Below are 25,461 nucleotides of genomic sequence, written 5' to 3'. Positions count from 1 at the left end.
GTGCTTCGTGCACCGATGGTGTCGCTCTGGCCTGCTGCGCGGCACTGTGTGCAGGGCGCGTGTGGCGTTACCGGGTTCACACACTGAGTGAGCCGGGGGGCACATCATGGAGCCGAACACACTGCTTGACGCGCTGCTCGACGAGGCAGGGATGTCCCGATTGGGACTCGCCGCCCGCGTCAACAGCGCGGCAGCAGCACGAGGGACACAGATGCGCTACGACCACAGCTCCGTCATCCGTTGGCTCAAGGGCCAGCGACCCCGGGGCCGCACCCCAGAACTGATCGCCGATGTCTCTCCGGTCGCCTCGGCCGAGCCATCAGTCTCGACGACATCGGCATGGGCGCCCGGTCGGCAACGCCCCCGGCCGGAACACCCCTCGGCGGGTTCATCGGCCGTGCAACCGCCCTGTGGCGCGGCGACCATCAGCAGCGCGACGACGTACAGCGGGCGCCCGTCATCACCGGCTGGCGAGTACCGGCAGGCGGTCGCGTTCGCCGAGGCCGGGCTGCGCACCGCAGGACACGCCATCAGCCCGGCTCTTGCCTGCGACCTGCACGCCATGCAGGCGAAGGCGTACGCCCGCATGGGCGACCAGGTGGCCGCCCACCGGGCCATGCAGCAGGCGGAGACCTCGTCCGGGCAGATCCGCCCGGACGAGGAGCCCGACGAGACCGGGTACGTCCAGCCCGGCCTGCTGGAGACCGCAATGGCGGACGCCCTGATGCGGCTCGGCGATACCGGGCCCGCGCAGCAGTACGCCGCCGAGGCCGTCGCCGTCCAGACCCATGCCCGCGGTCGGGTGCACCGGCTCGCCACCCTCGCCGACTGCGAACTGCGGGCAGGGGAAGTCGACCGTGCCGCCGGCACCGGGGTACAGATGCTCGACACGCAGAGGGGATGGAATCGCACCGGCTCTACGACCGGCTTGCCGGTGTACGCCGCAACCTCGCCACCACCCGCAGCGGGTCTACGTGCGAGGTTGTCGCCCGGATCGACGAGACCCTTCGCATCCCGCTGTAGCCGTCCATGATCGGATAGGGCGGGTCCCGGAGGAGAGGCAGCAGCGTGTCAGTGTGGCAGAACCTGGGCGAGCGCACCGTGTACGAGAACCGGTGGGTCAAGGTGAACATGGCCGACGTGGAACTTCCGGACGGCCGACACCTCGACCACACCGTGATCCGGCTGCGGCCCGTGGCAGTGGCCACGGTTGTGAACGAGGCGGACGAGGCGCTACTGCTGTGGCGGCACCGGTTCATCACCGAAGCGTGGGGATGGGAACTACCGTCGGGCGGGACCGGTGAGGGTGAGGATCCGGCCGTTGCGGCGGCACGAGAGTTCGAGGAGGAGACCGGATGGCGGCCCGGCCCCATGCGCCTGCTGCTTGCCATCGACCCGATGCCTGGTATCTCGACGTCGCACCATCGGGTGTACTGGTCGGATCACGCGGAACAGATGCGCGCCGTCCCGGAAGATGACTTCGAGTCCACGCGCCGGGAGTGGGTGCCCCTCGCGAAGGTACCCGAGCTGATCGCCCGCGGTGAGGTGAAGTCGGCTAACGCGGTGGCCGCGTTGCTGATGCTGCATCATCTGCGCCTCAGATGATCCAGGGCATGACGAAACGGCCCTTACTGCCCGAACTTCCGTTCTGGTGGTCGTCGTCGCCTGCTGCGCCGGCGTGACCGTCGTACCCATGAGGGCCTGCAACAGGAGGCCGGCCCCCTTGTTGACGATCTCCAGATCGATCGATCCTGAGACCTCCCGCCGGGTGACCACGCGCCGGGACGACAGGGCGAGCAGCCGTCCCGCTGCGATCCCCGCGGACTGCGCGGTGGTCTTCTTCAGGACCAGGGATTCCTTCGTGAACTCCACGAAGCGCGTCGGCGCCACGTAGGTGCCGTGTGTCGTCTCGGCGCTGATCCCCAGCTGGGCGTCGAGCCCGGACCCGATCGCCACAGATCAGCCCTCCGTCGTTTTCTGCGGCGCCTTGGCCGCGGTCTTCTTCGTCGTGCCGGGCTCCTCGATCGGCTCCCAGTTCGCGGGCTGGCAGACGTAGCCCTCGAACCGGTCGTCGGGGACCTCGATGATCTCGTCGGGCTCGACCGTGCGACCGCCCAGCTCGGGGACGGTCGCCTGCTCGGGCCCCACAAAGCGCACACGCGCCATGGCGGTACTCCTCAGGGTGAGATTGGAGTTTGAGGAACATCGGCGTCAGATCGTGCGCCTTTACGTTCCGTGATCACTTTGCCGAAAACGACAACAAGCGTGCAGGCATGGACAAGGACTCGCTGCAGCAAGGCCCGGCATCCTCCAAGCAGCACGCCAAAACGCATACCGGAGGACGAGTCCGGCAACCATGAGTCGAGAGGGGAACAGCATGCGAGGCAAAATCGCGGCGGCTGTAGCCGCAGTTGGTCTGGCGGCTTCGGTGGGCCTGGTGGGAAGCAGTGTCGCCAGCGCGACGGACACTGGCACACAGGCCCTGAGCTGCACCAAGTCGAAGGGGCAGACGTGGGGTAAGGGGACGTGCACGGGTACGGGTCTGTGGGACGTGACCGTCTGGTGTTCCCTGGGCGCAAGCGCCACGAGCAACATGATGTCCGGGACCGGATCCGTCTACGTGTACTGCCCGTGGGGCAATGCCCAGGACGTCACCATCAGCAAGTACAGCTGACAGATACGCGCGGCTGACGTAGTAGAGGGCCAGCCGGAATACGTCGGGCTGGCCCCACCCATACCCGAACGCGGGATACCGGACGAACGCCCCGTGGAAACTCCAGCCGACACCGGCGCCCCAGGCGTCACGCTGTTGGGCACTTCCAATCGGAAACCGCCCCTCTGGGCTTACCTCGGAAATACCAAAAGGCTTTGATCCGAGTGGTTCGCCGATCCGAGCCAGGTCATATGGTGGCATTCCCGCCAGGAGCGCAATCTGACGCCGAATTTCCTCACCCCCGGATTGGTTCAGATGCGGGCCTGGCAGGTCACCGTGAACGCCAGCCCGGCGATGGCGCCCTCGCTCTGGGCCTGGGGGAGGTCGCCCGCGGTCAGCTCGGCCCACAGGACCGTGCCGTCGGGGCCTCGGGTGCCGTATCGGTGGCGCGCAGGGCCGTCTCGACGGCCGCCGCGCTCTCGAAGACCTTCGCGCGGCGAAGGGCCATGTCCTTGTCGCCCGACCGGGATTCCGCGTAGCAGGCGATCGAGAACGTCTCGTCGCGGGTGCGGACGCCGGCCGCGTTCCAGGACTGCTCCAGCGTGACGGCCGCGCTGTCGCCGGGGCTGCCAGCCCACGTGGATGCGGTGCTTGGCGGTGAGGTTCACGGCCTCTGGCCCGTCGGCGATCCGGATCCCCTCAAGGGCGGGCGCGGCCCGCAGGATCGTCAGCAGCGCGTCTACGGCCGCGGGCACGCGGGAGGTGGGTATCACGCCACCCCCGGTGGGACCTTGTACGGCTCCAGAAGCTGTGCAGGACCCGGTTGGGCACCGCGTATCCGAAGCCGGTGCCACGGCTGCCCCCTTTCCTATGTGCTGCTGGCTGCGTAAGTGCCTTGCGCTCACCCGAAGCGGTGAACAGTCGCTGCTCGGCCGGGGAACTTCCGGCGACCCGGAAATGCCTATAAGGCTATGTTCTGCATAATTTCGACTCCGGGCAGAAAGAAGACCTGTGATCCGTAAATCCGCAGCGTCCGTGTCCATCGCCGTAGCTCTGCTTGCGGCCGCACCGGCCTCCGCATGGGCCGACGACCCGACTCCTCAGATGTCCCTCATCCAGGGGACGCTCAATAAGCCGTGCCTCGGGATCGGGAAGCTGGGCCTCCAGTCGGTCCTTTCGCTGATCAACGTTGGCGTCCAGGACGTCCCCGTCCTCACGTCACAACAACAGCAGCAGTGCACCGAGAACAGCACCATCAGCGACCGCGACGACCAACTCAGCCACCTTCTTGACGAAGTCCCCGTCATCTCCGGCAATGGATCAGACAACAGTTGACCGCTTCACCTGCCTGGCTCGGCCCCGTCCCGATCGGCGGCCGAGCCACGCAAGCGCCGTCAGGACTCCGTCTACACAGCCGCGCTGCGGCGGGCCGAGGGCTTGCGGCGTGAGGGAGCCGACGTCTCCGCGTCGGGGGCCGTGGCTTCCTCGACCTGGGGGACGTCGTCCTTGGGCTTCTCGGCCAGGCCGCCGGCCAGCAGGTGGGCGGCTTCGTCGTCGGGCTGGTTGACCAGCTGCCCGCGCGGTGGACACTCCTGGCCGTCCCGGGTCCCGGACAGCGTCACCTTCATACGCACGCGCACCGGTGCGCCTTCCACGAGTGAGTTGTCTTCATCCTGAATGTGCAGGTCACGAGAGATGGCGTGGGCGGGTGATGCCGCGCTCGTGCTGGTCGTTGGCGGTTGCCTGGCGTGAAGGTCGTCGGCCAGCGGGCGGACGAGTCGGGGCCCACGGGGCTTCTTGTAGCCGGTGATGACCGCTGGGTCGCCGGCTTCGTCGTCCAGGCCGACGAAAGCGGGGCCGGCGATCGCCGGCATGGCAAACGGAGCAGCAGCGCAGGCGGGGATATGGGCTCTCTGTCAGCCTTTGTGCGGGGCCAGGGTGGCCCGGATCCGGCGTGCGAGAGCAACAGGAGGAGATGTCCCATGGGCATGAATTCAGAAGAGATGGCCCGGATGGAAAAGCTTGAGCAGCAGGTCGCCGAGCTGATGAAGAAGCAGCAGAATCCGCAGTCTCAGCCGCAGACGAACGGGCAGAATCAGGCGCCTGCGCAAAAGCAGCCTTCCTTTCTGGAGGCAACGGGGACGTCGGGCAGCGCTCTCGGCCAGGCGCAAGCCACGCTCAAGGCAACCCTCACCGATCAGGACGGCATGCCGATCGTTGGCCAGAGGATCATGTTCCGCGTCAACGGCCGGGACATCGGAAGCAAGCCGACCGATTCCAATGGTGAGGCGGTGCTCGACTCCGGATCGCACCTTGGGGACCCCGTGATCTGGGCGCAGGCGATCCTCACCGGCTACGAGGCCATCTACAGGGGGAGCCCGAACTACCTGCCGGCAGAGGCCAAGGGCAAGATCCAGCCCGCCGTCAGCACCCCCGGGTGAGGCACCAGGTCCCCAAATGAGTTGTGTTCCCCGGCCGGGGTAGCGGTTGTAGGCATACCCCCTCACCCCCGGCCGGTGGCCGCCTGGATACGGCCTCGGTGGGCGATCACAGCCGGAACGTGAAGGTTCCGTTCGGCAACTTGTGCAGCCAGCCCCGGTCGGCCAGCTTCGACCTGGATGGACGGCTGCCACAGGTACTGGCCCTGCAGATCCTTCAGCTTCCTGGCGGCGCCGAGGGTGGCGTCCCGCATCAGCCAGCCGCACGAGGTGCTGTTCCGGTACGGCGCGATGACGCTCTAGAACAGGTCGATCAGGTCGTCAGCGGTGAACGCGCCGGCCGCGCCGGTGCCGCCGGTCTTGCCGGTCGACGCCGAGGTGATCTCGCCGGTCGGCTGCGTCGGGTTCTCAACGGCGGACATGGTGGGCATCAGCGCGCCCCGCGTCGTCGCCCAGGATCATCGCCTCGTCGAGGATGTTGCAGTCCCAGGCCAGAGTGAGAGCGAGCTGCGCCAGGCCCGGGGAGATCTCACCGACCCGGAGCCGTTCGATCTTGGCCGCGGTCGCCTCGACGTTGGTCGCCATGATCACCCTCCGGCCAGTCACACAGGGACAGTTCCACCACACCGGAGGTACTCGTGATGATCAAGCCTGGTCAGCGTTGACAACGCTCGTGATCAATGCATTTAGCGCCCTGCGGCCCGCCCCTGTGGAGCGGGAGACAACGTCCGATCACGTACGGGGTCGTAGGACGCCGTTTGGGAAGCCGTGGATGTCTGCCGGCGAACCTGACCTGAAGTGCCCTGAGTTGGGTCCATCCGAGCCATACGAGTCCGCTCCGACGGCGGACTGGCCACGGCGGGAGCGCCCGTCGCTTGCCTCGCGCGCAATGTGCTGCCCAGGCTCACGCTGAACTCTTCCAGCGCATCCCCGCCGCCATGTGCTGCAGCCCCCCGTTCAATCTGCTCCTTGAGTGTCTGGGCAATCGCCGTCTGGGCCACCAGGGGCAGACTTCGCGGGCCGGTGGGTGTCGTCATCGTGTGACCTCCAGTGGATTGGTTCTCCCAGCGGTTTCCGTGAGTCAAGACGGAACCGGGCAGCGGACGGTTCACTCCGGTCGAGGTCCGCGGCACGCACCGCCCAGTGGCGTGTAGGTGCCGGGCAGCCGCTGAGGCGTCGATCTGGCGACAACGGCACGATCCTCCGCCGCGTGATCCCGTCCGCCGACGAGGCGAGCCAGGCGTTCGTCACGGGCATCCGCGGCGACCGGCTGTGCGCCTCGCTCATGGAATCCCTCATGGGTATGCGCCCGGCAGAGGTCGCCGGACAGTGATGGGAACAGGACATCGACCTGGTCGAAGGCACGGTCTCTGTCCTGAACACCCGGACCATGGCCCGCAACAACATCGTCGTGGAGAAGGACGCCAAGACCACCGGCGGCGAACGGGAACTGCCGCTGCCGCGCCTGGTGTGGGACGCCCTGAGGAGCTTCAAGGCGCGGCAGGCCCGGGAACGGCTCGCGGCCGGCGAGGCGTACGCCCTGTCGGGCTACGTCCTGGTGGACGAGGTCGGTGTGCCGCTGAGCACACGGAAGCTGCGGGAGCACGCGTACCGGTTGATGGAGTCGCTGGAGTTGCGGTGGGTCCGGCTGTACGACGCGCGGCATGCGGTCCTGAAGTACCTCGCGGTGAACGGCGTCCCGGACGTCGTGCTCGCGGCCTGGGCGGGGCATACGAATGCGGCCTTCACGAAGGCCAAGTATGCGGCTCCGGATGCCGAGGATCTTCGTCCGGCTGCCGCCGCTCCCGACCGGCGGCATGGTCTCCCGTCGCCGTCGCCGTCGCCGTCGCCGTCGCCGTCGGCCACGTCGCCATCGCTGTGCGGAGATGTGAGAAACGATCAAGGAATGGTAGGTGAGAAGGCCATCTGACCTGCGGTGGGTCATTTTCCCGCAGATCCATGCTCCGATTCCGCGCACGGTCGCCCATTCCCGCACCCGCCCGGTGCGTTCCGGTGTGCGAGGTGTACGCGCAGCGCCTACCGTGGCCGCATGGGTGACGCGGTGGAACTGGAGGCGGGCGGCCGGACCGTACGGCTGTCCAGTCCGGACAAGGTCTTCTTCCCGGAACGCGGTTTCACCAAGCTGGACCTCGCCCAGTACTACCTCGCGGTGGCCCCCGGCATCCTGCGCGCCCTGCGCGACCGCCCCACCACCCTGGAGCGCTATCCCGACGGCGTGACGGGCGAGTCCTTCTTCCAGAAGCGGGCGCCCAAGAACATGCCCGGCTGGATCCCGACCGCCCACATCACCTTCCCCAGCGGTCGCAGCGCCGACGAGATGTGCCCCACCGAAGAGGCCGCCGTCCTGTGGGCCGCGCAGTTCGGCACCCTGACCTTCCATCCCTGGCCGGTGCGCCGCGACGACGTCGACCGCCCCGACGAACTGCGCCTCGACCTCGACCCGCAGCCCGGCACCGACTTCGCCGACGCCGTGCGCGCCGCCCACGAACTGCGCGCGGTCCTCGACGAGTTCGGCGGGCTGCGTGGCTGGCCCAAGACCTCGGGCGGTCGCGGCCTGCACGTCTTCGTGCCGATCGAGCCGCGCTGGACCTTCACCCAGGTGCGGCGCGCGGCCATCGCCGTGGGCCGGGAACTGGAACGCCGGATGCCGGACCAGGTCACGATCAAGTGGTGGAAGGAGGAACGCGGCGAGCGCATCTTCGTCGACTACAACCAGACCGCGCGCGACCGCACCATCGCCTCCGCCTACTCCGTGCGCCCCCGCCCGCACGCCCCGGTCTCGGCCCCGCTGCGCTGGGACGAGGTGGACCGGGTCCAGCCCCGGGACTTCGACCTCGCGACCATGCCCGTACGCTTCGCCGCACTCGGCGACGTGCACGCGGACATGGACGAACACGCCTACTCCCTGGACGCCCTGCTCGATCTGGCGCGGCGGGACGAGCAGGACCACGGTCTGGGCGATCTGCCCTACCCGCCCGAGTACCCGAAGATGCCGGGGGAGCCCAAACGGGTGCAGCCGAGCCGGGCGCGCGGGGCGAAGGCGGCCGGTGGCCGGCAGGAGCCGGCCGCGGACAAGGAGAAGCCGGCCGGGTCCTGACGGCCGGCCGGCTCCTCGTCCGCGCGGTTCCTCGTGTCGCGCCGCTCCTACGGGCCCGGCGCGCCTCCTCGTCCCTCGCGGCCTCCTACAGGTCCTTGATCCGGACGTCCCGGTAGGAGACCACGTCCGACGTGCTGTGCACCTGCAGTCCGATGTAGCCGGAGGCGAACCGCCGCCCGTCGGTGCCCGGATCGTCCGAGCGGGGCGGGGTGAAGGTCTGGCCGCCGATGTTGTCGAACTCGTTGATCAGCACGCCGTTGCGGTAGACGGAGTAGTGCTGGTCGACCACGCGGATCTCGTAGTCGTTCCAGGTGCCCTTCTGCGTCACACCGGCACCGGCGAGACCGACCCGGTCGAACCCGTAGATCGAACCGGTCTTGTACATGTCGCCGTCGGGCCGGTCGAACACCTGCACCTCGTGCCCGTACTTGATGGCGACCCACTCCGGCCGCGACTCCTCCGGGTTGTCGTGGACCTGCGGGAACCGGACGAACACCCCGGAGTTGGCGTTGCCCGTGCCCGGAGCGTCGTCACGCCACTGGAGCCGCAGCGAGAAGTCGCCGTACTTGCGCTCGGGGAACCACAGCATCCCCAGGCCGTCCTTGCTGGTACCGCTGGTGATCGACCCGTCGCCGTTCAGCGCGAACGAGCCACCGCCCACCTGCTCCCACTTGGCGAAGGAGCCGGCGGTGCCGTCGAGGATCGTGCGGTAGCCGGTGGTCTGGCCCGGCTTGCCGATGCCCGACTGCCGGGCGGCCTTCTGGATGGTGTTGTACTCCCGCTGGTCGATCACCCCTTCCTTGCGGAGCCCGTCCAGGACCGTCTTCACGTGCTTGAGGAACAGCGCCTGGGAGGTCCACTCCTTCTCGTCCTCGATCAGTTCGTTGATGCGGCACCGGTTGTTGGTGACCCGGTTCGGCACCCCGGTGTCGACCGTCCCGACGATCACCGTCAGCCGCTCGTCGTACTCCGGGCAGCCGGGCGCGGGCACGCCCCCGCCCGCGACCACCGTGAAGCTCACGGAGCGCGGCTCGGCGGTGTTGCCCGCCTTGTCGGTCGCCCGGTACGCCACGGTGTGCGCCCCGGCCCGGTCCACCACCACGGGGGCGGTGTACGCCAGGTAGGGCCCGCCGTCCAGCGAGTACTCGACGGCCGCGACGCCCGAGCCGCCCTCGTCCGCGGCGGTCACGGTCACCTTGGCGTTGCCCACGTAGGCGCCGTCCGAGTTGCGTGTGCCGTCGACGCTCACTCCGGTGACCGGCGGGGTGGTGTCCTGCGGTGGCGCCGAGACCACCGTGAACTGCACGCTCTTGTCCGCGGCCACGTTGCCCGCCTTGTCCGTGGCCCGGTAGCGGACGGTGTGGTCGCCGCTCTGGTGCACCATCGCGGGCCCGGTGTACGGCTGCCAGGCACCCGAGTCGACCGCGTACTCGATGGTGTTGACCCCCGACCCGGTGTCCGAGGCGGTGACCGTCACCGTGGCCATGTCGATGTACGCGCCTGCGGCGTCGCGCTCACCGCTGACCGTCGCCGAGGTCTCGGGCGGTGTCGTGTCGTCCGAGGGCGGGGCGACGACGGTGAACTCGACGTTCTTCTCCGCGGCCACGTTGCCCGCCTTGTCGGTCGCCCGGTAGCGCACCGTGTGCGGGCCCACCTGGTCGATCACGACGGGCGCGGTGTACGGCTGCCAGGCGTCCGAGTCGTCGACCGCGTACTCCACACGGTCCACGCCGGATCCCGCGTCGGTCGCCTCGATCGCCACGCTCGCGGAGCCGACGTACTCGCCCTGCGCGTTCCTGGTGCCGTCGACCGTGGCCTTGGTCTCGGGCGGTGTGCTGTCCGAGCCGCCGCCCTCGGTCACCACCAGGACGCCCTGCATCTGGGTGTGGCCGGGGATGGTGCAGTGGTAGAAGTAGCGGCCCGGCGTCAGGTTCACCTCGACGGAGTGCCGGCCGCCCTGGTCGTCGAAGGGGTTGGCGAGGATGTTGACCTGGACGTCGCTGTTGTACTCGGGGTCGGAGTTCACGAAGGTCAGCGTGTGCGGCATGCCGGTGGTGTTGCCGGTGGCCGCGCTGTTCTCGAACACGATCGTGGCCTGCCCCGCGACCGCCGTCGTGGGCGCCGACCCGTACTTGGTGATGTCGTCGCCCGCGGTCCAGGTGAGGACCTGCTCGGCCGCCGCCGGCCCGTCACCGCGTCCGGCGGCCGGCACCGCCTGCACCCCGAGCAGCATGAGGACGGCGGCCAGCAGGGCCGTGAGGAGTCTTCGTCGTCGTCGTATCACTTCGCCCCCCTGGCGAGTTGGTCGGCGGACGGCGTCGGACCGCCGCCGGTGTACGTCACCCGCCACAGCGCCGACTTGGAGTCCGAGGTGAAGAAGCCGCGCCCGTAGTCGAGGACGTAGAGCGAGCCGTCCGGACCGAACTTCCAGTCCATGAGGTTCTTGATGCCGTCGTTGCCGATCGGCACGATCTTCTTCAGGGACTCCGAGTGCACCGGCAGCCCGCCGTCACCCTGGGTCTTCGGGTCCATGACCACGGCGTTGCGCGGCTGGTCGGCGTCGTAGAAGTCGCCGATGAACCACTTGCCGTCCCAGTACGCGGGCCACTTCACGGCGCTGGTGCTGCTCGCCTCGTAGCGGTAGACGGGACCGTTCATCGCGGCCTGCCCGCCGCCCTTGAGCCACGGCAGCCGGTAGGTGGCCTCCTCCTTCTTGTACGAGGGGATCCCGTTCGCGTCACGCGGGTAGTCCGGGCCACCGCCCTGCGGCGAGTACCAGACGTTGTTGCCGGTGACCGGCGGAAGGTTGACGAGTCCGTCGTTGTTCGGCGACTCGTTCTTCGGGTGGTCGCAGTCGTACCAGCCCAGCGGCTTCGACGGATCGGGCAGGTTGCGGTCCCGGTAGGGCTGCTTGTTGCCCATGCAGTACGGCCAGCCCCGGTTGCTCGCCTTGGTGATGACGGCGAACGTGTCGTACTTCGCCGGGCCCCAGGTGGTCGACGGCTCGCCCGCGTCCGGGCCGACCCAGCCCGCGTACAGGATGTCCGTCGACTTGTCGACGGAGATGCGCGCGGGGTTGCGCACACCCATCACATAGATCTCACCGCGCGTCTTGCCGCCGCCCTCGTCGGTCTCCTTGCCGGTGAAGAGGTTGCCGTCCGGCAGGGTGTACGTGCCGTCGGCCTCCGGGTGGATGCGCAGGATCTTGCCGTTCAGGTTGTTGGTGTTGCCGGCGGTGCGGCGCGCGTCGGCGAACGACACCCCCTTGTAGTTCGGCTGCGGGTTGTTGCCCGAGTACCCGTCGCTGAACTGGCTGGAGTTGTTGTCGCCGGTGGCGATGTACAGGTTGCCCTTGGAGTCCCAGGCCATCCCGCCGCCCGCGTGGCAGCAGCTGTGCACCTGCACCGGCCACTTGAGCAGCACCTTCTCACTGCTCAGGTCCAGCTTGTCCGTGGCGAGGTCGAGGGTGAAGCGGGAGACCCGCCGCTCGGCCATCTGGGTGTCGCGGTTGAGCTGCGAGTGGGGTGTGTAGTGCAGGTACACCCAGCCGTTCTGCTCGAAGCGCGGGTCCAGCTCGATCCCGAGCAGCCCCTCCTCGACCTTGACCAGCTCGTCGCCGCCGCCCTTGTTGCCGAAGACCGTCAACTCGCCCGCCAGGGTGACCTGCTTGGTCTTCGGGTCGTAGACGTGGATCTGGCCCTTGCCCTTGCCCACGTCCGGGTTGTTCCAGTCGGTGATCACGGGCTGCGAGGAGTCCGCGCCGCCGCGGCCGATGTACAGCACCCGCCCGTCGGGCGCGGCGACCATGCCGTGCGGCTCGCCGATCTGGTCGTTCTGACCGGGCTTGTTGGGCTGGGTGAGGCGCTCGGCGTGGTAGTTGGCGTTGATGGTGGCCTTGCAGTCGGCCTGGGCCAGCCGCGTGGTCCACAGCAGGGCGCCGCGCAGATGGGCCCGGAAGTCGGTCTCGTCGTACGACGAGACCGTGCCGCCCATGCCGGTGTAGAAGGACCGGCCGCCGTCGTAGTCCCGGCACCAGCTGACCGGGTGGTCGGCGCCGTTGGCGCCGGTCCCGGGCTGGTACGTCGACTCGCGCACCCGGGCGACCGTGTGCACCTCGCCCGAGGGGTTCTTCACCCAGTTGAACCACTGGTCGGGCCGCTTCCATTCGAGCGGCAGGCTCTGGGTGGCCGGATTCAGCCGGTCGCCCACCTCGACCGTGGCCCGCTGGGCCGCCGTCGGACTGGACGAGGCCGGCCGGGCGCCGATCAGTCCGGTGAACCAGTCCGAGTACGGTTCGGCGCGGGCCGCGTCATGGATGCCGACGAAGCCGCCGCCCGCCTCCATGTACGTTTCCAGGCCCGCTTCCTGGTCCGGGTCGAGGACGTCGCCGCCGCCGGTCAGGAAGACGACGGAGTTGAAGCGGCCGAGCTTGGTCGCGTTGGTGAACACGGCCGCGTCGTCCGTGGCCTCGACGGTGAAGCGCTCCTTCGCGGGGCCGGACAGACCGATCTTCTCGATCGCCTCGATCCCTGCGTTCACCACCGGTGACTCGTCCCCGGCGGCCGCGGAGCCGTAGAACAGCAGCACTCTTACGTTGGCGCCGCCCGGCGGCGACTTGATCGACATCGTTGTCAGGGATGGGTCAGGGGCAGGCCGCGCGCTCGCGGCCGGGCCCGAGAGGAGTCCGGCCGCGACGATCCCCGCGGTCACGGTGGCCGCCCAGGCCCGTCTCCTCCTGCTTCTGGCGCTCAATCCTCGTAAGTGCATGGGCACCTCCTCGGTCACGGCAACAGCGCCAAGAAAGCTAGGCGGCTTTTCACGACTCGCCAATACCTATGACCGCAATCAAACGAACTTTGTCCTTAGAGTGGATAAACGGCCGCCGGGCCGGTACCGTCGCACAGGTTCATCACAGGTGCACCTCCGCAAAGTCCTTACCAGGGTGGGGAGTTCCGCATGGACAGACGCGCGTTCAACCGCAGGGTGCTGCTGGGCGGCGCGGCGGTCGCGACATCGTTGTCCCTGGCACCCGAGGCCGTCAGCGCGGTCACACCGCCGCGCACGGCACCGGCCGGTGGCGAGGTCAGACACATCAAGATCTACGCCGAGAAGCTGGCCGACGGGCAGTTGGGCTACGGCTTCGAGAAGGGGAAGGCGTCGATCCCCGGCCCGCTCATCGAGCTGAACGAGGGCGACACGCTGCACATCGAGTTCGAGAACACCCTGGACGTGGCCGCGAGCCTGCACGTCCACGGCCTCGACTACGAGATCTCCAGCGACGGCACCAAGATGAACAAGAGCGATGTCGAACCCGGCGGCACCCGCACCTACACCTGGCGCACCCACGCGCCCGGCCGCCGCTCGGACGGCACCTGGCGGGCGGGCAGCGCCGGCTACTGGCACTACCACGACCACGTCGTCGGCACCGAGCACGGCACCGGCGGCATCCGCAAGGGCCTGTACGGTCCGGTCGTCGTCCGGCGCAAGGGCGACATCCTGCCCGACCGGACGCACACCATCGTCTTCAACGACATGACCATCAACAACCGTCCGCCGCACACCGGGCCGGACTTCGAGGCGACGGTGGGCGACCGCGTCGAGTTCGTGATGATCACCCACGGCGAGTACTACCACACGTTCCACATGCACGGTCATCGCTGGGCCGACAACCGCACCGGGCTGCTCACCGGCCCCGACGACCCCAGCCAGGTGATCGACAACAAGATCGTGGGCCCCGCGGACTCCTTCGGCTTCCAGGTGCTGGCGGGGGAGGGGGTCGGCGCGGGCGCCTGGATGTACCACTGCCACGTCCAGAGCCATTCGGACATGGGGATGGTGGGCCTGTTCCTGGTGAAGAAGCCGGACGGGACGATCCCCGGGTACGAGCCGCACGCGGCGCAGCCGCAGGGAACAGGTGCCGCGCACAAGCACTGAGCGGTTGGCCGGGGGTGCGCCGGGGTGCCGGTCGACCGGACGGTGCGTGCCGGCCGGTCGCTCCCCAAGTTCTCGGCCTCGTTCGAACAGCGGGACCCGGTTTCCCCGTGCCGCTTTCGGGTCACCGGCGGACCTGAGCCGCCTTCGGTGGGGGAGCACGGCGGGATGACGCGCGTACTGACCCGGACCGATCTGGAAGCCGTGCTGGACCCCGCGGCCTGCATCGATGCTCTGCGGAACGGGTTTCGGACAGCCCCTGGCGCGGCCGTCGCGGGGCGTCGGGTGCGTGCCGACCTGCCGTTCCCGGGGACGGTCACCGCCCTGCTGCCCGGAGTGCTGCCCGGCATCGAGGCGTACACCGTGAAGGTCAACGCCAAGTTCCCGGCGGGGCGGCCCGCCCTGCGCGGGGTGATCTGCCTGCACTCCGGTGCCGACGGCGAGCTGCCGGCACTGCTGGACTCCGCCACGGTGACCGCGTGGCGCACCGGGCTGGCCGCCGCCCTGGGCACCCAGGTGCTGGCCGGGGCCGCGGCCGACGGCGTCCTCGGGGTGATCGGGGCCGGAGCCCAGGCCGAACTGGTGGTGCGCGGCCTGCGCACGCTGGGCCACGGCGGTGAACTCGTCGTCCACGACACGGACCCCGCGCGGGCCGCCGCGTTCGCCGACCGGCACCGCGGCCGGGCCCTCACCTCCGCGCAGCAGGTCGCCGGCGCCGCCGACGTGGTGCTGCTGGCGACCTGGTCCCGCGCCCCGCTCCTCGCGCTCGCCGACACCCGGCCCGGTCAGCACCTCACCAGTCTGGGCGCGGACGAGCCCGGCAAGCGGGAACTCGCCGACGATCTGCTCGACGCCGCGCTGCTCGTCGTCGACGACCGTGAACTGGCCGCGGAATCGGGAGTGCTGGCGACCGCCGGGCTCCCGGAGACGGCGGTGGACGCCACCCTCGGCGAGATCCTGGACGGCACCCACCCCGGCCGCACCACGCCCGGCCGGCGCTCCGTCTACGCCCCCGTCGGACTGCCCTGGCAGGACCTGGCCCTGGCCTGGATCGCCCACCGTGAGGCGCGGCGGCGGGGCATCGGCCGCCGGATCGACCTGCTGGCCTGAGTGGCGACCGAGCCAGGCGGCGGGGGTCCGCGGGCCGGAACGCTCGCACTCCCGTGTGCGGCCCGGAGCTATCCTGAGCCGGAGCCGCCGAGGGGAGTCTGGCCGTGTCCGAGACAGCGCCGCGTCCCACGCTGGAGGCCGTCGCCGCGCTGGCAGGGGTGTCACGGGCGACCGTGTCCCGGGTGGTCAACGGCGGGGACGGGGTACGGGAGCCCCTGGTGCAGCGGGTCCGGCGGGCGGTCGAGGAACTCGGGTACGTCCCCAACCGCGCGGCGCGCAGCCTGGTGACCCGGCGGCACGACGCCGTCGCCGTGGTCATCGCGGAACCGGAGGCCAGGGTCTTCGCCGACCCCTTCTTCAGCATGCAACTACGCGGGATCAGCAAGGAGCTGACCGCGCACGACATTCAACTCGTGTTGTTGCTGACGGAAGGCCGGGACGACCATCCGCGGGTGGCCCGCTATCTCACCGGCGGACACGTCGACGGCGCGCTCGTCTTCTCGCTCCACATCGACGACCCGCTGCCCGGCCTGATCAGGGGCGCGGGAGTGCCCACGGTCTTCGGCGGGCGCCCCGACTGGAACGACGAGCCGGAGCGTTCGGTGTACGTCGACTGCGACAACCGGGGCGGGGCGCGCGCCGCCGTACGCCATCTCGTCGGGCTCGGCCGGACCCGGATCGCGCACATCACCGGTGCCCTGGACCAGACCTCCGCGGTGGACCGGCTGGACGGCTTCCGGGACGTCATGGGGGACTGCGATCCGCGGCTGGTCGTGGAGAGCGACTTCACCCCGGGCGGCGGGGAGCGCGCCATGCGGAAACTCCTCGACCGCCGCCCGGACGTCGACGCCGTGTTCGCCGCCAACGACCTCACCGCCTCCGGTGCCCTGCGTGTGCTGCGTGAGAGCGGCCGGCGGGTGCCGGAGGACGTCGCCGTGATCGGCTTCGACGACGTGCTGCCGGTCACCGAGCAGACCGAGCCGCCCCTGACGACGGTCCGCCAGGACATCGAGGAGATGGGCCGGCTGATGGCCCACCTGCTGCTGACGGGCCTCGACCGCAGCCACCGGGGCGCGACCGGGCCGGACTTCCCGCGGAGCGTGATCCTGCCCACGACGCTGGTACGGCGCGCGTCCGCCTAGGATCCGCGGTCAAATGATCTTGGATGGCGATACGGCTGAATGCCGGAAGTCGCGGGGCGACATGCCATAGGCGGCACGGAACGTGCGGCTGAAGTGCGCCGGGTCGGGAAAGCCCCAGCGGGACGCGATGGCCTGGATGGAGCGGGAGAGCTGGGCGGAGTCGGCGAGATCGCGGCGGCAGCGCTCCAGCCGGCGCTGCCGGATCCACCCGGCGACACCGGTGTCCTCGTCGCTGAAGACCCGGTACAGCTGACGGATCGAGATGCCGTGGGCGACCGCGACGGTCTCGGGGCTGAGGCTCGGGTCGGTGAGGTGGCGCTGGATGAAGTCCCGGATGCGTACCTGTAGGGCCCGGTCCCCGGACCAGGGGCTCGCCGGCGCATCGGCCTCCAGGTGGCGGGCGAGGACGGAGGCGAAGAGGTCCATGGTGACCGAGGCCAGGGTCGAGCCAGCCGCCGGAGTGTGCTCGGGGGCGTGTTCGGTGAGATCGGTCAGCCAGCGGGCGAACACCCCGCCCATCCCGTGGCGTGCGCTGATCGGGACCGCGAGCAACTGCTGCACCGTCTTCTCCGGCAGCGGAAGCAGCTCGCGGGGGAACTGCACGGTCATGTGCGACCAGCTGCCCGTACAGTGCTGGACATCGCCGTGGTAGGGCTGGCTGCTGTGCATCAGCACCAGGTCGCCGCGCCGCAGCGGCACGTCGTGCCGGGCCATGGAGAGGATCCCCGCCCCGTTGGCGAAGTAGTTGATCAGGTACGTCTCCGGGTCGGACTGCCGGATCGTCTGCACCGTCCGCGCGACCCCCAGATGCGGGTACGCCATCGCGGCCGTCTGCAACTCCCCCAGGTCGACGACACGCATCCGGGCCCGGAAGTCATCCTTGTCCCTGCTGTGTAATCGGTTGGGCACGTGGGTCCGTGCGGTCGTGTCCGCCCACAGTTCGAACCGCTCCGGCGCCGGGACGATCTCCGTACTGAACTCGTTCACCTGCACGTCTGCCCCCAACTCTGTCCGGTTGTCGTGATGTTGCACGCGTTCGCCGGCCGCCGCCGGCCGATGGGCAGGCCGTGGACCATGCCGGGACGGCTCGTCGTGGACGCGGGCGACATGCGGGCGGGTCGCCCGCGGCCCGCCGACGGACACCTTGCCGCCAGGGCCGGCAGGCGCCGGTGTGGGAATGCTCGCAGTCACGGATTCCCGGCAGCAAGGGCTTGCCGTTGTCCCAGCCAGCCGATTGGCGTCCGGGCTGGTCAGGAAGCTGTCCGGGGACGGGCCGGACAGGGCGGGCACACCGGAGAAGGCTCGTGGGGGGGTGTTCGGTGCCGCCGGTCGGCCCCTCGCACGGGGCGGCAGCCCCGCTCGCCGGTCGTCTGCGGAAACGGACAACACCTGTGCACGGACGGTCAATCACATGCGTTTCCCGTCCCGGCATCGTCGTCGGTGCATCACGAAAACCGGCCTGTGCGGAGCCCGGTGCGCTTGCGGGGACACAGCGGCCACGCGCGCGGACCCGGGCCCTGCCGGGAGTCACGACCACTCAAGGAAAAGGAGTCTCAGGTGTACAGGAAGCTGGAGAACCTGGGCGCCGCCCTGCTGGAGCGGCTTGCCCCCAAGGCCGAGGCGTCGGCCTCGGCGCAGGGCTGCTGGTACGCGTGTATCGCCGGCTACTGGCACGAGTGCTGCGACGGGTCCGGATGCGACCGCTCGGAGAGCCCGTGCCCTTGACGGCCTGATCGTGCCGGGCGGCGCCCCGCGCGCCGCCCGGACGTTCGCCGGGGCCGAGGCCCGTTCCCGGCGAGGAGGGAGTGGCGAGCATGCTGTACGTCGCGATCGGTGCACGGTGGCTCCTCGGTGGAGTATTCCTGCTCTCGGTCCTCAGCAAGGTGCGGGGAGCGGCCGCCTTCGAGACGTTCGCTGCGTCGGTACGGTCGATGACGGCGGCACCGGGGGAGAGGGCCCGCCTGCTGGCGGGCATCGTCGTAGCGGCCGAGTCGGTGGTGTGCGTGCTGTTGCTGGTCCCGGTCCCCGGCCCCCGCGCGCTGGGCCCCGTGGCGGCGGCGGGCCTCCTGTGCGTGTTCACCGCCGCGATCGTGTCGGCCCTGCGCCGGGGAGAGCGGGCCCCCTGCCGGTGTTTCGGCGCCGCGTCGGCTCCGACGGGGTGGCGGCACGTGGCGCGGAACACGCTGCTGGTGTGCGTGTCGCTGGTCGCGGGGGCCGGCACGACCGCCGCGGGCCGGGCGCAGCCGGCGGGCACGGTGACGGCCGTGGCATCGGGCATCGTGGCGGCTCTCCTCGTCGCGGCCCTGGACGACGTAGTAGCCCTCTTCGGTACGGGCCCCGGCCCAGGAGCCACTACAGGCCCTGTCCGACGAGCCCCGCGGATTCCGGCAACCCGACAGATTCCGGCACCCTCCAGAACTTCCGCAACGGCACGGACTCCTGCAAACCGCACGGAAAGGCAGCCATGATCTATCTGATCGCGGCCGTGGCGTTCGCGGGAACGCTCGGCGCGTTGAACCTCGTCCTGCTGCTCGGCGTCATCAGGAGGCTGCGGGAACACACCGATCTGCTGGCACAGGGCGCCACGGGCGGGCGTGAGCTTCCCGTGATCGCGGTGGGCGAGCGCGTCGGCGCGGCCACGGCCGTCACGGAGGGCGGTGCCGAGATCAGCACGGCGCGTCTCGCCGACGGAACCGTGGTGGCCTTCTTCGCCCCGGACTGCGGCCCCTGCCGGGAGAAGGTCCCCGCGTTCGCCCAGTTCGCGCGCCGCGTGCCGGGCGGCCGGGACCGGGTGCTCGCGGTGGTGGTCGACACGGTCGGGGACGGGAGCCTCTTCGTGGACGCACTCGGCGGGGTGGCACAGGTCGTCGTCGAGACACCGGACGGCCCGCTGAGCGACGCCTTCCAGGTCAGGGCGTTCCCCACCGTCCTGCGGGTGGCGCGGCAGGGCGGGGCCGTGGTGGTCGCGGAGAACCGGCTGGCCGCGGAACTGGCTCCCGCGGCGGCGGCCCGGTGACACAGGACGTCGTGGCAGAGGGCGGGCGCCCGGCCCGGTCGGCGGGGCGCAGGCTCCCGCTCCTGTCGCGACTCTCGACGGCGGGCGCGCTGGCCGGACGCGCCTGCCCCCGGGTGCTGGCCGTCCACGCGGCCCTCGCCCTCCTGACGGGCGCGGTGCCGGTGGCCGCCGCATGGCTGACCAAGCGCCTGCTGGACGGGCTGGTCGAGGGCGATGCCGGGCGCGAACTGCTCGTGACCAGCGCGGCGCTCGCCGCGGTCGGCGTCCTCGGCCGGCTGGCTCCGCAGCTGAGCCAGTTCTGCAAGGCGGAGATGGACCGCCGCGTGGGGCTGCTGGCACAGCGTCGGCTGTTCGACGCCGTCAACGCGTTCACCGGACTGGGGCGTTTCGAGGACCCCCGGTTCCTCGACGAGCTGAGGCTCGCACGCCAGGGTGGTGGCAGCAATCCCGGACAGGCCGTGGACGGAATCCTGGGCGCCGCGCGTTCCGGGCTGACCATCGCGGGATTCCTCGTCTCGCTGTGGCTGCTCAGCCCCTTGATGAGCGTCTTCGTGGTGCTGTTCGGCGCACCGGCCCTGGCCGCGGAGATCAGCCTCTCGCGCAGACGCGCCCGGGTGGCCCAGCGGATGAGCCCGGCCGAACGCCGCGAGTTCTTCTACGGCAGTCTCCTCTCCAGCGTGCAGGCGGCCAAGGAGGTGCGGCTGTTCGGGATCGGCCGCTTCCTGCGCGACCGCATGATCGCCGAGCAGCGCGCCGTCAACACGGCGAAACGGGCCGTCGACCGGCGTGGGCTGAAGGTCCAGACGGCACTGGGCGCACTGTCCGCACTGGCGACCGGCGGCGGACTGCTGTGGTCGATCCAGGCGGCGCACGAGGGCCGGCTCTCCGTCGGGGACGTCATGGTCTTCACCGCCGCGGTCGCGGGTGTCCAGGGCTGTCTGGCCGCGATCGCCGCCGACGTCGCCCGTACCCATCACGCACTGACGCTCCTGGGACACTACCTCGCGGTGGTCACCACGGAACCCGAACTGCCCGTGCGCGCCGCGCCCGAGCGGCTGCCCGCGCTCCGCCGCGGCATCGAACTCCGCGACGTGTGGTTCCGCTACTCGCCTGGGCACCCCTGGGTCCTGCGCGGCGTCAGCCTGTTCATCCCGCAGGGAGCGAGTGTGGCACTGGTCGGCCTCAACGGGGCCGGAAAGTCGACGCTGGTCAAACTCCTGTGCCGGTTCTACGACCCGGACCGGGGCGCCATCCTGTGGGACCGGGTCGACATCGGTGAGGTACGTCCGGAGGAACTGCGCCGCAGGATCGGCGCGGTCTTCCAGGACTTCATGTCCTACGACCTGACCGCGGCCGAGAGCATCGCCCTGGGCGACCTGTCCGCCCTGCACGACCGGGAACGCGTCCGCACCGCCGCCCGCCGCGCGGGTGTGGACGACGTCCTGCGGAACCTGCCGCACGGTTACGACACGCTGCTGTCCCGCTCGTTCTTCCTGGAGTCGGACAAGGACGACCCGTCCACGGGCGTCGTCCTGTCCGGCGGGCAGGCCCAACGGGTGGCACTCGCCCGCGCGTTCCTGCGCGAAGGCCGGGAACTCCTCATCCTGGACGAGCCCTCCGCCGGTCTCGACGCCCGTGCCGAACACGAGATCCACACGGCGATCCGCACCCACCGGACCGGCCGTACCAGCCTGCTGATCTCCCACCGTCTGAGCACGGTGCGGGACGCCGATCGCATCGTGGTGCTGTCAGGGGGACGCGTCGTCGAGGAGGGCACCCATGACGCGCTGCTGGCGGCCGGCGGCGACTACCAGCGGCTGTTCGCGCTCCAGGCCGCCGGCTACCAGAACCAGCACCCCGCCGGCCACCCGGTGCGGGGAGGAGCCCCATGACCCGGAGCGGCCCGGCCCCATGGCTGCGGGCACACCGGGCGCGGGTGCACCGGGCCCGGCGTGCCCGCAGGACCCGCGTGTGCGCCCTGGTCGTCCTGAGCGCCGTGGCGGCGGCCGTGTCCCTGCTCGCGAACGCCGACCGGGCCACCGCGGCAGGCTGCGCCCTCCTCACCGGAACCGGGGGCACCGCCTTCGTGATGTATCTCTCCCGGACCTGGGCCGTGGTGACGGTGCGCGGGCCCAGCATGGAACCGGCGTACCGGGACGGGGACCGGGTCCTGGTACGGCGCTCCGCCTCGCCTCACCAGGGGCAGGTCGTGGTCGTGGAGCAGGGGAGGGGTCGGTACGCGGGGCAGCGGCCCCCGCTGTCCACGGCCGCCGGCGCGGTCGCCGTGGCGGAACGCGCCTGGCTGGTCAAACGTGTCGCCGCCGTCGCGGGCGATCCGGTGCCGCCGTGGGCGGTCCCGGCGCCGGCCGGGGCGCCCGGGAGCCGCGTGCCCGGGGGCTCGCTGGTGCTGCTCGGGGACAACACGGCCGTCAGCGTGGATTCGCGCACCCTCGGCCTCTTCCCCGACGACCGGGTCCTCGGCGTCGTCGTCCGGACGCTGCCCGCCTCCCGGCGCCCGTGACGGCCGCCGGGCCGCGCGCGGTCACTCCTGCGGGGGCTCGCCCCGGAGCACCGCGAAGCGGGCGCCCTGCGGATCGGCGAGCCGGGCCGTCCGGCCGACGCCCTCCACCGTGGTGGCGGGCACCCGGACCGTGCCGCCCAGCTCCAGCGCTCGGGCGACCGCGGCATCGGGATCCGCGACCCCGAAGTACGGCAGCCAGTACGCACCGGCCGCCGCCTCCGTCGGGTCGTCGGCCAGCGCGACCATCCCGCCGAACATCGCCTCCTCCCCGCCGTCGGCCGGATTGACGCAGGTGTACGTGCCGCCGGGGAAGGGCACGGCCGACGTCTCCAGACCGAGCGTCCGGTGGTAGAACGCGGCAGCCGCGGCGATGTCCGGTGTGTACAGCTCGACCCAGCACAGGGCGCCGGTCTCGCTCGCCATGTCCATGCCCTTGAGGTGGCCGGGTTGCCAGACCCCGAACGGTACGCCCGCCCGGTCGACCAGCATCGCCAGCCGGCCCTGCGTCCCCACGTCCATCGGCCGGCAGAACACCTGTCCGTGCGCGCGTTCGGCGGCGTCGGCCGTGGCCTCGGCGTCCTCGCTCCGGAAATACACGGTCCAGGCAGGAGGACCCTGGTCCGGGGCGATCGGCGCACCCCCGGCCACCGTTCTGCCGTCCAGTTCGAAGAAGCCGTAGCCGCCGGAGCCGGGTCCAGCGGGCCGGAAACGCCAGCCGAAGAGACCGCCGTAGAAGGCCGCGGTGCCGTCGAGGTCGGCCGTGCCGACATCGATCCAGTTGGGAGCGCCGTCGACGAAACGGGTGGTGAGCATCATCGCCCTCCTCGGAAGGGTCCCGTCCTGTGCACAGCCGAGTCTCGCACCGCCCACTGACGACCGCCCGCCGGTCCCGGCGCGCCGGGCGGTCCCGCGGGCACGCGGGGTGACCGGCCAGATCGTGCCGGTGTGCGGCGCCTCCCGCGCGCCGCCGTGCGCCCTGGTCCGCCGGCGGAGCATCATCGGGACGGCCGGAAGCCCCGGGCGTGGCGTTGAGCCGGCATTGAGCGAACGTTTTTCGCCGGACGGCACGATCCTGGCCATGCACTTCGATTCGATCACTTCGCCCGACCTCGCCTGGCAGGAGGGGGCGTTGTGCGCACAGACCGGGGCCGACTTCTTCTTCCCCGAGCCCGGCAGTTCCGTGCGCGAGGCGAAGCGGATCTGCGGCCTGTGCCCGATCCGCTCCGCGTGCCTGGAGTACGCGCTGGACCACGACGAGCGGTTCGGCGTCTGGGGCGGCCTGTCGGAGAAGGAACGGCTGGAGCTGCGGCGTACCACCCACTGAACGGCGGGACGCGGACAGACCGGCCGCGCTTGCGGCCCCTTCCACGCCCCGGCCCCGGCTTCCTCCCCGCCGTGCGGGCCGGGGATTCCGCTCGTCGCCCACGTTCCACCTCGTACGACCGCGTGCACGGGGCGCCGCCGTACGGGGTGGAGTGGGCCGGCCGACCGTAGTCGCAGGGCGGTCGCCGGCGGACGATAGATTGGCGGCCATGAGTGAGAACGTGTACTTCGACATCACGATCGACGAGCAGCCCGCCGGCCGGATCGTGTTCCGGCTCTTCGACGACGTGGTGCCCCGCACCGCCGAGAACTTCCGGCAGCTCGCCACCGGCAAGCCCGGCTTCGGCTACGCCGGATCGGTGTTCCACCGGGTGATCCCCAGCTTCATGCTCCAGGGCGGCGACTTCACCGAGGGCAACGGAACCGGCGGCAAGAGCATCTACGGCGGTACCTTCGAGGACGAGAACTTCACCCTCAAGCACGACCGTCCCTACCTGCTGAGCATGGCGAACAGGGGGCCGAACACCAACGGCTCGCAGTTCTTCGTCACCACGATCGTCACCGACTGGCTCGACGGCAAGCACGTCGTCTTCGGCGAGGTGGCCGAGGGGCAGCAGATCGTGGACAGGATCGAGAGCCTGGGCACCCAGAACGGTCAGACCAAGGCGACGGTCAAGATCGCCGACAGCGGGGTCTGCTGAGTCGGCGCCGGCCGGCCGGATTCCTGGCGGCGCCGTCGGTTCGACCGACGGCGCCCGCCCCCCGTGACGAGTCCGCGCGCGTGGTGGGGGAAACTCCACGCGGGTCCTGGCACGCAGCCGGATGACCCCGCACGGGCAGGGGCGCACCGTGGGTCCGGTGCGCCTCGGGTGCCGCGGCTCAGATGACGGCGCGTGCCGCCATCCGGGCCTTGCGCGCGGCCAGCCTCTCGTCGAACTTCGCGGCCTCCGCGTCCAGCCCGCCCAGGAACATCCCGACCTCCTCCTGCGCCTGACGCCCCTTCGGACCGAGCCCGTCCAGCTCCAGGACCTTCAGGAAGCGCAGCACGGGCTGGAGCACGTCGTCGTGGTGGATGCGCAGGTTGTAGACCTCACCGATGGCCATCTGGGCGGCGGCGCGTTCGAAGCCGGGGATGCCGTGACCGGGCATGCGGAAGTCCACCACGACGTCCCGCACCGACTGCATGGTCAGGTCGGGCGCGAGATCGAAGGCCGCCTTCAGCAGGTTGCGGTAGAAGACCATGTGGAGGTTCTCGTCGGTCGCGATCCGGGCCAGCATCCGGTCGCAGACCGGATCACCCGACTGGTGACCGGTGTTGCGGTGCGAAATGCGGGTCGCCAGCTCCTGGAAGGCGACGTACGCGATCGAGTGCAGCATGGAGTGCCGGTTGTCCGACTGGAAGCCCTCGCTCATGTGGGCCATCCGGAACTGCTCCAGCTTGTCCGGGTCGACCGCGCGGGAGGCGAGCAGGTAGTCGCGCATCACGATGCCGTGCCGGCCCTCTTCGGCCGTCCAGCGGTGCACCCAGGTGCCCCAGGCGCCGTCCCGGCCGAACAGCGTGGCGATCTCGTGGTGGTAGCTCGGCAGGTTGTCCTCGGTCAGCAGGTTCACCACGAGCGCGGTCCGACCGATCTCGGTGACCTTGGACTGCTCCTTGCCCCAGACCTCGCCGTCCGGGAAGAAACCGGGGAAGTTGCGTCCGTCGCTCCACGGCACGTACTCGTGCGGCATCCAGTCCCGGGCGACCTTCAGATGGCGATCGAGTTCCTTTTCGACCACTTCCTCCAGGGCGTACAGCAGCCGTGCGTCGGTCCACACGGACGGGCTGCCGAGGTGGGGAGGGGTGATCGTCACAGGAACTCCAGGGGGACGACGTGCACATGGGGGAAGAACAACAAGAACCGGCGAGCGGTGCCGGAAACCTACGCGATCGTAGGCTACGAGACCGTAGGTTACGAAGCCGTAGGTTAAGTGTGGCGTAAACAAGTGCTGTTCAGCGGCGTCCCGGCGGTAGGAGCGAGCATACGGCGCGGGCGCGGTTCCCGGCACCGGCGCTGGTCCGCGGCCCCGTGGTCCCGAGCCGGCGACGGCAGGAGCCGCCGTCAGGCGTACAACTCCCGCAACCGCACCGAGAGGCACGTCACACCGCCCTCCGGCTCCCGCAGGGCGGGGCGGCACCCGGAACACCCTCCCGGCGCAGGGCCGTGGG

Annotated in this window: 28 protein-coding genes and 2 pseudogenes; 18 read left to right on the top strand and 12 right to left on the bottom strand. The window is 70.4% G+C overall.

Features of this window, described 5'->3' with window-relative positions; translation table 11 throughout:
- The first annotated feature begins 106 nt into the window (after positions 1–106).
- Both ACFC09_RS32165 and ACFC09_RS32160 read left to right on the top strand, forming a co-directional pair.
- A pseudogene (locus ACFC09_RS32165) lies at positions 107–1,023 on the top strand (hypothetical protein).
- Between the two features lie 45 nt (positions 1,024–1,068).
- Positions 1,069–1,605, top strand: coding sequence for an NUDIX hydrolase (locus ACFC09_RS32160; protein ID WP_376534002.1), 537 nt, complete (start codon positions 1,069–1,071; stop codon positions 1,603–1,605).
- On the opposite strand, the pseudogene ACFC09_RS32155 reads toward ACFC09_RS32160, so the two are convergent.
- Together ACFC09_RS32155 and ACFC09_RS32150 are read right to left on the bottom strand one after the other, a co-directional pair.
- Positions 1,597–1,890 (bottom strand): annotated as a pseudogene (locus tag ACFC09_RS32155) (hypothetical protein); the annotation flags it as partial. The gene ACFC09_RS32160 and the pseudogene ACFC09_RS32155 overlap by 9 nt on opposite strands.
- 69 nt (positions 1,891–1,959) lie before the next feature.
- On the bottom strand, positions 1,960–2,166 hold the full coding sequence (locus ACFC09_RS32150) for a hypothetical protein (protein WP_376534000.1): 207 nt from the start codon (positions 2,164–2,166) through the stop codon (positions 1,960–1,962).
- A gap of 271 nt (positions 2,167–2,437) precedes the next feature.
- Between ACFC09_RS32150 and ACFC09_RS32145 the strand changes: the two genes are divergently transcribed.
- Positions 2,438–2,674 (top strand): hypothetical protein, encoded by a 237-nt coding sequence (locus ACFC09_RS32145; RefSeq protein ID WP_376533998.1) that lies wholly within the window; start codon positions 2,438–2,440, stop codon positions 2,672–2,674.
- Positions 2,675–2,964: 290 nt separating this feature from the next.
- Here the strand turns inward: ACFC09_RS32145 and ACFC09_RS32140 are convergent, their stop codons facing one another.
- Positions 2,965–3,408 carry a hypothetical protein gene (locus ACFC09_RS32140; RefSeq protein WP_376533996.1) on the bottom strand — a complete coding sequence of 148 codons (444 nt, stop codon included), beginning with the start codon at positions 3,406–3,408 and terminating at the stop codon, positions 2,965–2,967.
- A gap of 256 nt (positions 3,409–3,664) precedes the next feature.
- On the opposite strand from ACFC09_RS32140, the gene ACFC09_RS32135 reads away from it, so the two are divergent.
- Positions 3,665–3,988, top strand: a complete 324-nt coding sequence (locus tag ACFC09_RS32135; RefSeq protein WP_376533994.1) for a rodlin — start codon at positions 3,665–3,667, stop codon at positions 3,986–3,988.
- A gap of 71 nt (positions 3,989–4,059) precedes the next feature.
- Here ACFC09_RS32135 and ACFC09_RS32130 read toward each other — a convergent pair whose 3' ends face one another.
- Positions 4,060–4,293: a hypothetical protein gene (locus tag ACFC09_RS32130; RefSeq protein ID WP_376533992.1), complete on the bottom strand. Its 234-nt coding sequence runs from the start codon at positions 4,291–4,293 to the stop codon at positions 4,060–4,062.
- A gap of 342 nt (positions 4,294–4,635) precedes the next feature.
- On the opposite strand from ACFC09_RS32130, the gene ACFC09_RS32125 reads away from it, so the two are divergent.
- The gene (locus tag ACFC09_RS32125; protein ID WP_376533990.1) at positions 4,636–5,094 is read left to right on the top strand and encodes a hypothetical protein; all 459 of its coding nucleotides are present in this window, start codon (positions 4,636–4,638) and stop codon (positions 5,092–5,094) included.
- Between the two features lie 62 nt (positions 5,095–5,156).
- Here ACFC09_RS32125 and ACFC09_RS32120 read toward each other — a convergent pair whose 3' ends face one another.
- From ACFC09_RS32120 to ACFC09_RS32110, 3 genes are read right to left on the bottom strand one after another with little or no spacing between them, the layout of a single operon-like run.
- Complete coding sequence (locus tag ACFC09_RS32120) at positions 5,157–5,345, bottom strand: phage major capsid protein (RefSeq protein ID WP_376533988.1); 189 nt, start codon at positions 5,343–5,345, stop codon at positions 5,157–5,159.
- A 45-nt stretch (positions 5,346–5,390) separates the two neighbouring features.
- Positions 5,391–5,513, bottom strand: coding sequence for a hypothetical protein (locus ACFC09_RS32115; protein WP_376533986.1), 123 nt, complete (start codon positions 5,511–5,513; stop codon positions 5,391–5,393).
- Entirely contained in the window at positions 5,500–5,676 is a 177-nt protein-coding gene (locus ACFC09_RS32110; protein ID WP_376533984.1) for a hypothetical protein, read from the bottom strand. Before ACFC09_RS32110 ends, ACFC09_RS32115 begins: the two co-directional genes overlap by 14 nt.
- A gap of 625 nt (positions 5,677–6,301) precedes the next feature.
- On the opposite strand from ACFC09_RS32110, the gene ACFC09_RS32105 reads away from it, so the two are divergent.
- The 3 genes from ACFC09_RS32105 (at position 6,302) to ligD (ending at position 8,209) form a co-directional block, all read left to right on the top strand.
- The gene (locus tag ACFC09_RS32105) at positions 6,302–6,424 is read left to right on the top strand and encodes a hypothetical protein (RefSeq protein WP_376533982.1); all 123 of its coding nucleotides are present in this window, start codon (positions 6,302–6,304) and stop codon (positions 6,422–6,424) included.
- 12 nt (positions 6,425–6,436) lie between these two features.
- Positions 6,437–7,021 (top strand): hypothetical protein, encoded by a 585-nt coding sequence (locus ACFC09_RS32100; protein WP_376534044.1) that lies wholly within the window; start codon positions 6,437–6,439, stop codon positions 7,019–7,021.
- Positions 7,022–7,141: 120 nt separating this feature from the next.
- Positions 7,142–8,209, top strand: coding sequence for a non-homologous end-joining DNA ligase (gene ligD, locus ACFC09_RS32095; RefSeq protein WP_376533980.1), 1,068 nt, complete (start codon positions 7,142–7,144; stop codon positions 8,207–8,209).
- An 85-nt stretch (positions 8,210–8,294) separates the two neighbouring features.
- Here the strand turns inward: ligD and ACFC09_RS32090 are convergent, their stop codons facing one another.
- Together ACFC09_RS32090 and ACFC09_RS32085 are read right to left on the bottom strand one after the other, a co-directional pair.
- Positions 8,295–10,442 (bottom strand): OmpL47-type beta-barrel domain-containing protein, encoded by a 2,148-nt coding sequence (locus ACFC09_RS32090; protein ID WP_376534042.1) that lies wholly within the window; start codon positions 10,440–10,442, stop codon positions 8,295–8,297.
- A gap of 47 nt (positions 10,443–10,489) precedes the next feature.
- Positions 10,490–12,976 carry a ThuA domain-containing protein gene (locus ACFC09_RS32085; RefSeq protein ID WP_376533978.1) on the bottom strand — a complete coding sequence of 829 codons (2,487 nt, stop codon included), beginning with the start codon at positions 12,974–12,976 and terminating at the stop codon, positions 10,490–10,492.
- Between the two features lie 189 nt (positions 12,977–13,165).
- Between ACFC09_RS32085 and ACFC09_RS32080 the strand changes: the two genes are divergently transcribed.
- The 3 genes from ACFC09_RS32080 (at position 13,166) to ACFC09_RS32070 (ending at position 16,392) form a co-directional block, all read left to right on the top strand.
- Positions 13,166–14,143 (top strand): multicopper oxidase domain-containing protein, encoded by a 978-nt coding sequence (locus tag ACFC09_RS32080; protein WP_376533976.1) that lies wholly within the window; start codon positions 13,166–13,168, stop codon positions 14,141–14,143.
- Positions 14,144–14,308: 165 nt separating this feature from the next.
- Complete coding sequence (locus tag ACFC09_RS32075) at positions 14,309–15,250, top strand: ornithine cyclodeaminase family protein (protein ID WP_376533974.1); 942 nt, start codon at positions 14,309–14,311, stop codon at positions 15,248–15,250.
- 104 nt (positions 15,251–15,354) lie between these two features.
- The gene (locus ACFC09_RS32070; protein WP_376533972.1) at positions 15,355–16,392 is read left to right on the top strand and encodes a LacI family DNA-binding transcriptional regulator; all 1,038 of its coding nucleotides are present in this window, start codon (positions 15,355–15,357) and stop codon (positions 16,390–16,392) included.
- Between the two features lie 9 nt (positions 16,393–16,401).
- Here ACFC09_RS32070 and ACFC09_RS32065 read toward each other — a convergent pair whose 3' ends face one another.
- A complete protein-coding gene (locus ACFC09_RS32065) occupies positions 16,402–17,379 on the bottom strand; it encodes a helix-turn-helix domain-containing protein (RefSeq protein ID WP_376533970.1) in 978 nt (325 codons plus the stop codon).
- A gap of 570 nt (positions 17,380–17,949) precedes the next feature.
- On the opposite strand from ACFC09_RS32065, the gene ACFC09_RS32060 reads away from it, so the two are divergent.
- From ACFC09_RS32060 to ACFC09_RS32040, 5 genes are all read left to right on the top strand, one after another.
- The gene (locus ACFC09_RS32060; RefSeq protein WP_376533968.1) at positions 17,950–18,117 is read left to right on the top strand and encodes a hypothetical protein; all 168 of its coding nucleotides are present in this window, start codon (positions 17,950–17,952) and stop codon (positions 18,115–18,117) included.
- Between the two features lie 89 nt (positions 18,118–18,206).
- Positions 18,207–18,860: a MauE/DoxX family redox-associated membrane protein gene (locus ACFC09_RS32055; protein ID WP_376533966.1), complete on the top strand. Its 654-nt coding sequence runs from the start codon at positions 18,207–18,209 to the stop codon at positions 18,858–18,860.
- The gene (locus tag ACFC09_RS32050) at positions 18,857–19,408 is read left to right on the top strand and encodes a TlpA disulfide reductase family protein (RefSeq protein WP_376533964.1); all 552 of its coding nucleotides are present in this window, start codon (positions 18,857–18,859) and stop codon (positions 19,406–19,408) included. Before ACFC09_RS32055 ends, ACFC09_RS32050 begins: the two co-directional genes overlap by 4 nt.
- Positions 19,409–19,419: 11 nt before the next feature.
- Positions 19,420–21,300, top strand: coding sequence for an ABC transporter ATP-binding protein (locus ACFC09_RS32045; protein WP_376533962.1), 1,881 nt, complete (start codon positions 19,420–19,422; stop codon positions 21,298–21,300).
- The gene (locus ACFC09_RS32040) at positions 21,297–21,929 is read left to right on the top strand and encodes a S26 family signal peptidase (RefSeq protein ID WP_376533960.1); all 633 of its coding nucleotides are present in this window, start codon (positions 21,297–21,299) and stop codon (positions 21,927–21,929) included. Before ACFC09_RS32045 ends, ACFC09_RS32040 begins: the two co-directional genes overlap by 4 nt.
- Before the next feature lie 21 nt (positions 21,930–21,950).
- Here ACFC09_RS32040 and ACFC09_RS32035 read toward each other — a convergent pair whose 3' ends face one another.
- Positions 21,951–22,742 (bottom strand): VOC family protein, encoded by a 792-nt coding sequence (locus tag ACFC09_RS32035; protein ID WP_376534040.1) that lies wholly within the window; start codon positions 22,740–22,742, stop codon positions 21,951–21,953.
- Between the two features lie 265 nt (positions 22,743–23,007).
- Between ACFC09_RS32035 and ACFC09_RS32030 the strand changes: the two genes are divergently transcribed.
- Positions 23,008–23,253, top strand: a complete 246-nt coding sequence (locus ACFC09_RS32030; RefSeq protein ID WP_376533958.1) for a WhiB family transcriptional regulator — start codon at positions 23,008–23,010, stop codon at positions 23,251–23,253.
- 208 nt (positions 23,254–23,461) lie between these two features.
- Positions 23,462–23,953, top strand: coding sequence for a peptidylprolyl isomerase (locus tag ACFC09_RS32025; protein WP_376533956.1), 492 nt, complete (start codon positions 23,462–23,464; stop codon positions 23,951–23,953).
- A 178-nt stretch (positions 23,954–24,131) separates the two neighbouring features.
- On the opposite strand, the gene ACFC09_RS32020 is transcribed toward ACFC09_RS32025, so the two are convergent.
- A complete protein-coding gene (locus ACFC09_RS32020) occupies positions 24,132–25,106 on the bottom strand; it encodes an acyl-ACP desaturase (protein ID WP_376533954.1) in 975 nt (324 codons plus the stop codon).
- Positions 25,107–25,461 lie beyond the last annotated feature (355 nt).

Origin of the sequence: Streptomyces sp. NPDC056161 (assembly GCF_042268025.1) — a bacterium.
In the GTDB taxonomy this organism is placed as follows: Bacteria; Actinomycetota; Actinomycetes; order Streptomycetales; family Streptomycetaceae; genus Streptomyces.
Note: the sequence above shows the minus strand (reverse complement) of the source record. Positions and strands in the feature narration are given on the sequence as shown.

Excerpts from the sequence above, each read along its gene's own strand:
- ACFC09_RS32110 (WP_376533984.1), bottom strand. The coding sequence starts at position 5,676 with ATGGCGACCAACGTCGAGGCGACCGCGGCCAAGATCGAACGGCTCCGG.
- ACFC09_RS32075 (WP_376533974.1), top strand. The coding sequence starts at position 14,309 with ATGACGCGCGTACTGACCCGGACCGATCTGGAAGCCGTGCTGGACCCC.
- ACFC09_RS32035 (WP_376534040.1), bottom strand. The coding sequence starts at position 22,742 with ATGCTCACCACCCGTTTCGTCGACGGCGCTCCCAACTGGATCGATGTC.
- ACFC09_RS32055 (WP_376533966.1), top strand. The coding sequence starts at position 18,207 with ATGCTGTACGTCGCGATCGGTGCACGGTGGCTCCTCGGTGGAGTATTC.
- ACFC09_RS32080 (WP_376533976.1), top strand. The coding sequence starts at position 13,166 with ATGGACAGACGCGCGTTCAACCGCAGGGTGCTGCTGGGCGGCGCGGCG.
- ACFC09_RS32085 (WP_376533978.1), bottom strand. The coding sequence starts at position 12,976 with ATGCACTTACGAGGATTGAGCGCCAGAAGCAGGAGGAGACGGGCCTGG.
- ACFC09_RS32050 (WP_376533964.1), top strand. The coding sequence starts at position 18,857 with ATGATCTATCTGATCGCGGCCGTGGCGTTCGCGGGAACGCTCGGCGCG.
- ACFC09_RS32150 (WP_376534000.1), bottom strand. The coding sequence starts at position 2,166 with ATGGCGCGTGTGCGCTTTGTGGGGCCCGAGCAGGCGACCGTCCCCGAG.
- ACFC09_RS32125 (WP_376533990.1), top strand. The coding sequence starts at position 4,636 with ATGGGCATGAATTCAGAAGAGATGGCCCGGATGGAAAAGCTTGAGCAG.
- ACFC09_RS32120 (WP_376533988.1), bottom strand. The coding sequence starts at position 5,345 with ATGCGGGACGCCACCCTCGGCGCCGCCAGGAAGCTGAAGGATCTGCAG.
- ACFC09_RS32030 (WP_376533958.1), top strand. The coding sequence starts at position 23,008 with ATGCACTTCGATTCGATCACTTCGCCCGACCTCGCCTGGCAGGAGGGG.
- ACFC09_RS32040 (WP_376533960.1), top strand. The coding sequence starts at position 21,297 with ATGACCCGGAGCGGCCCGGCCCCATGGCTGCGGGCACACCGGGCGCGG.
- ACFC09_RS32115 (WP_376533986.1), bottom strand. The coding sequence starts at position 5,513 with ATGTCCGCCGTTGAGAACCCGACGCAGCCGACCGGCGAGATCACCTCG.
- ACFC09_RS32090 (WP_376534042.1), bottom strand. The coding sequence starts at position 10,442 with ATGCTGCTCGGGGTGCAGGCGGTGCCGGCCGCCGGACGCGGTGACGGG.
- ACFC09_RS32025 (WP_376533956.1), top strand. The coding sequence starts at position 23,462 with ATGAGTGAGAACGTGTACTTCGACATCACGATCGACGAGCAGCCCGCC.
- ligD (WP_376533980.1), top strand. The coding sequence starts at position 7,142 with ATGGGTGACGCGGTGGAACTGGAGGCGGGCGGCCGGACCGTACGGCTG.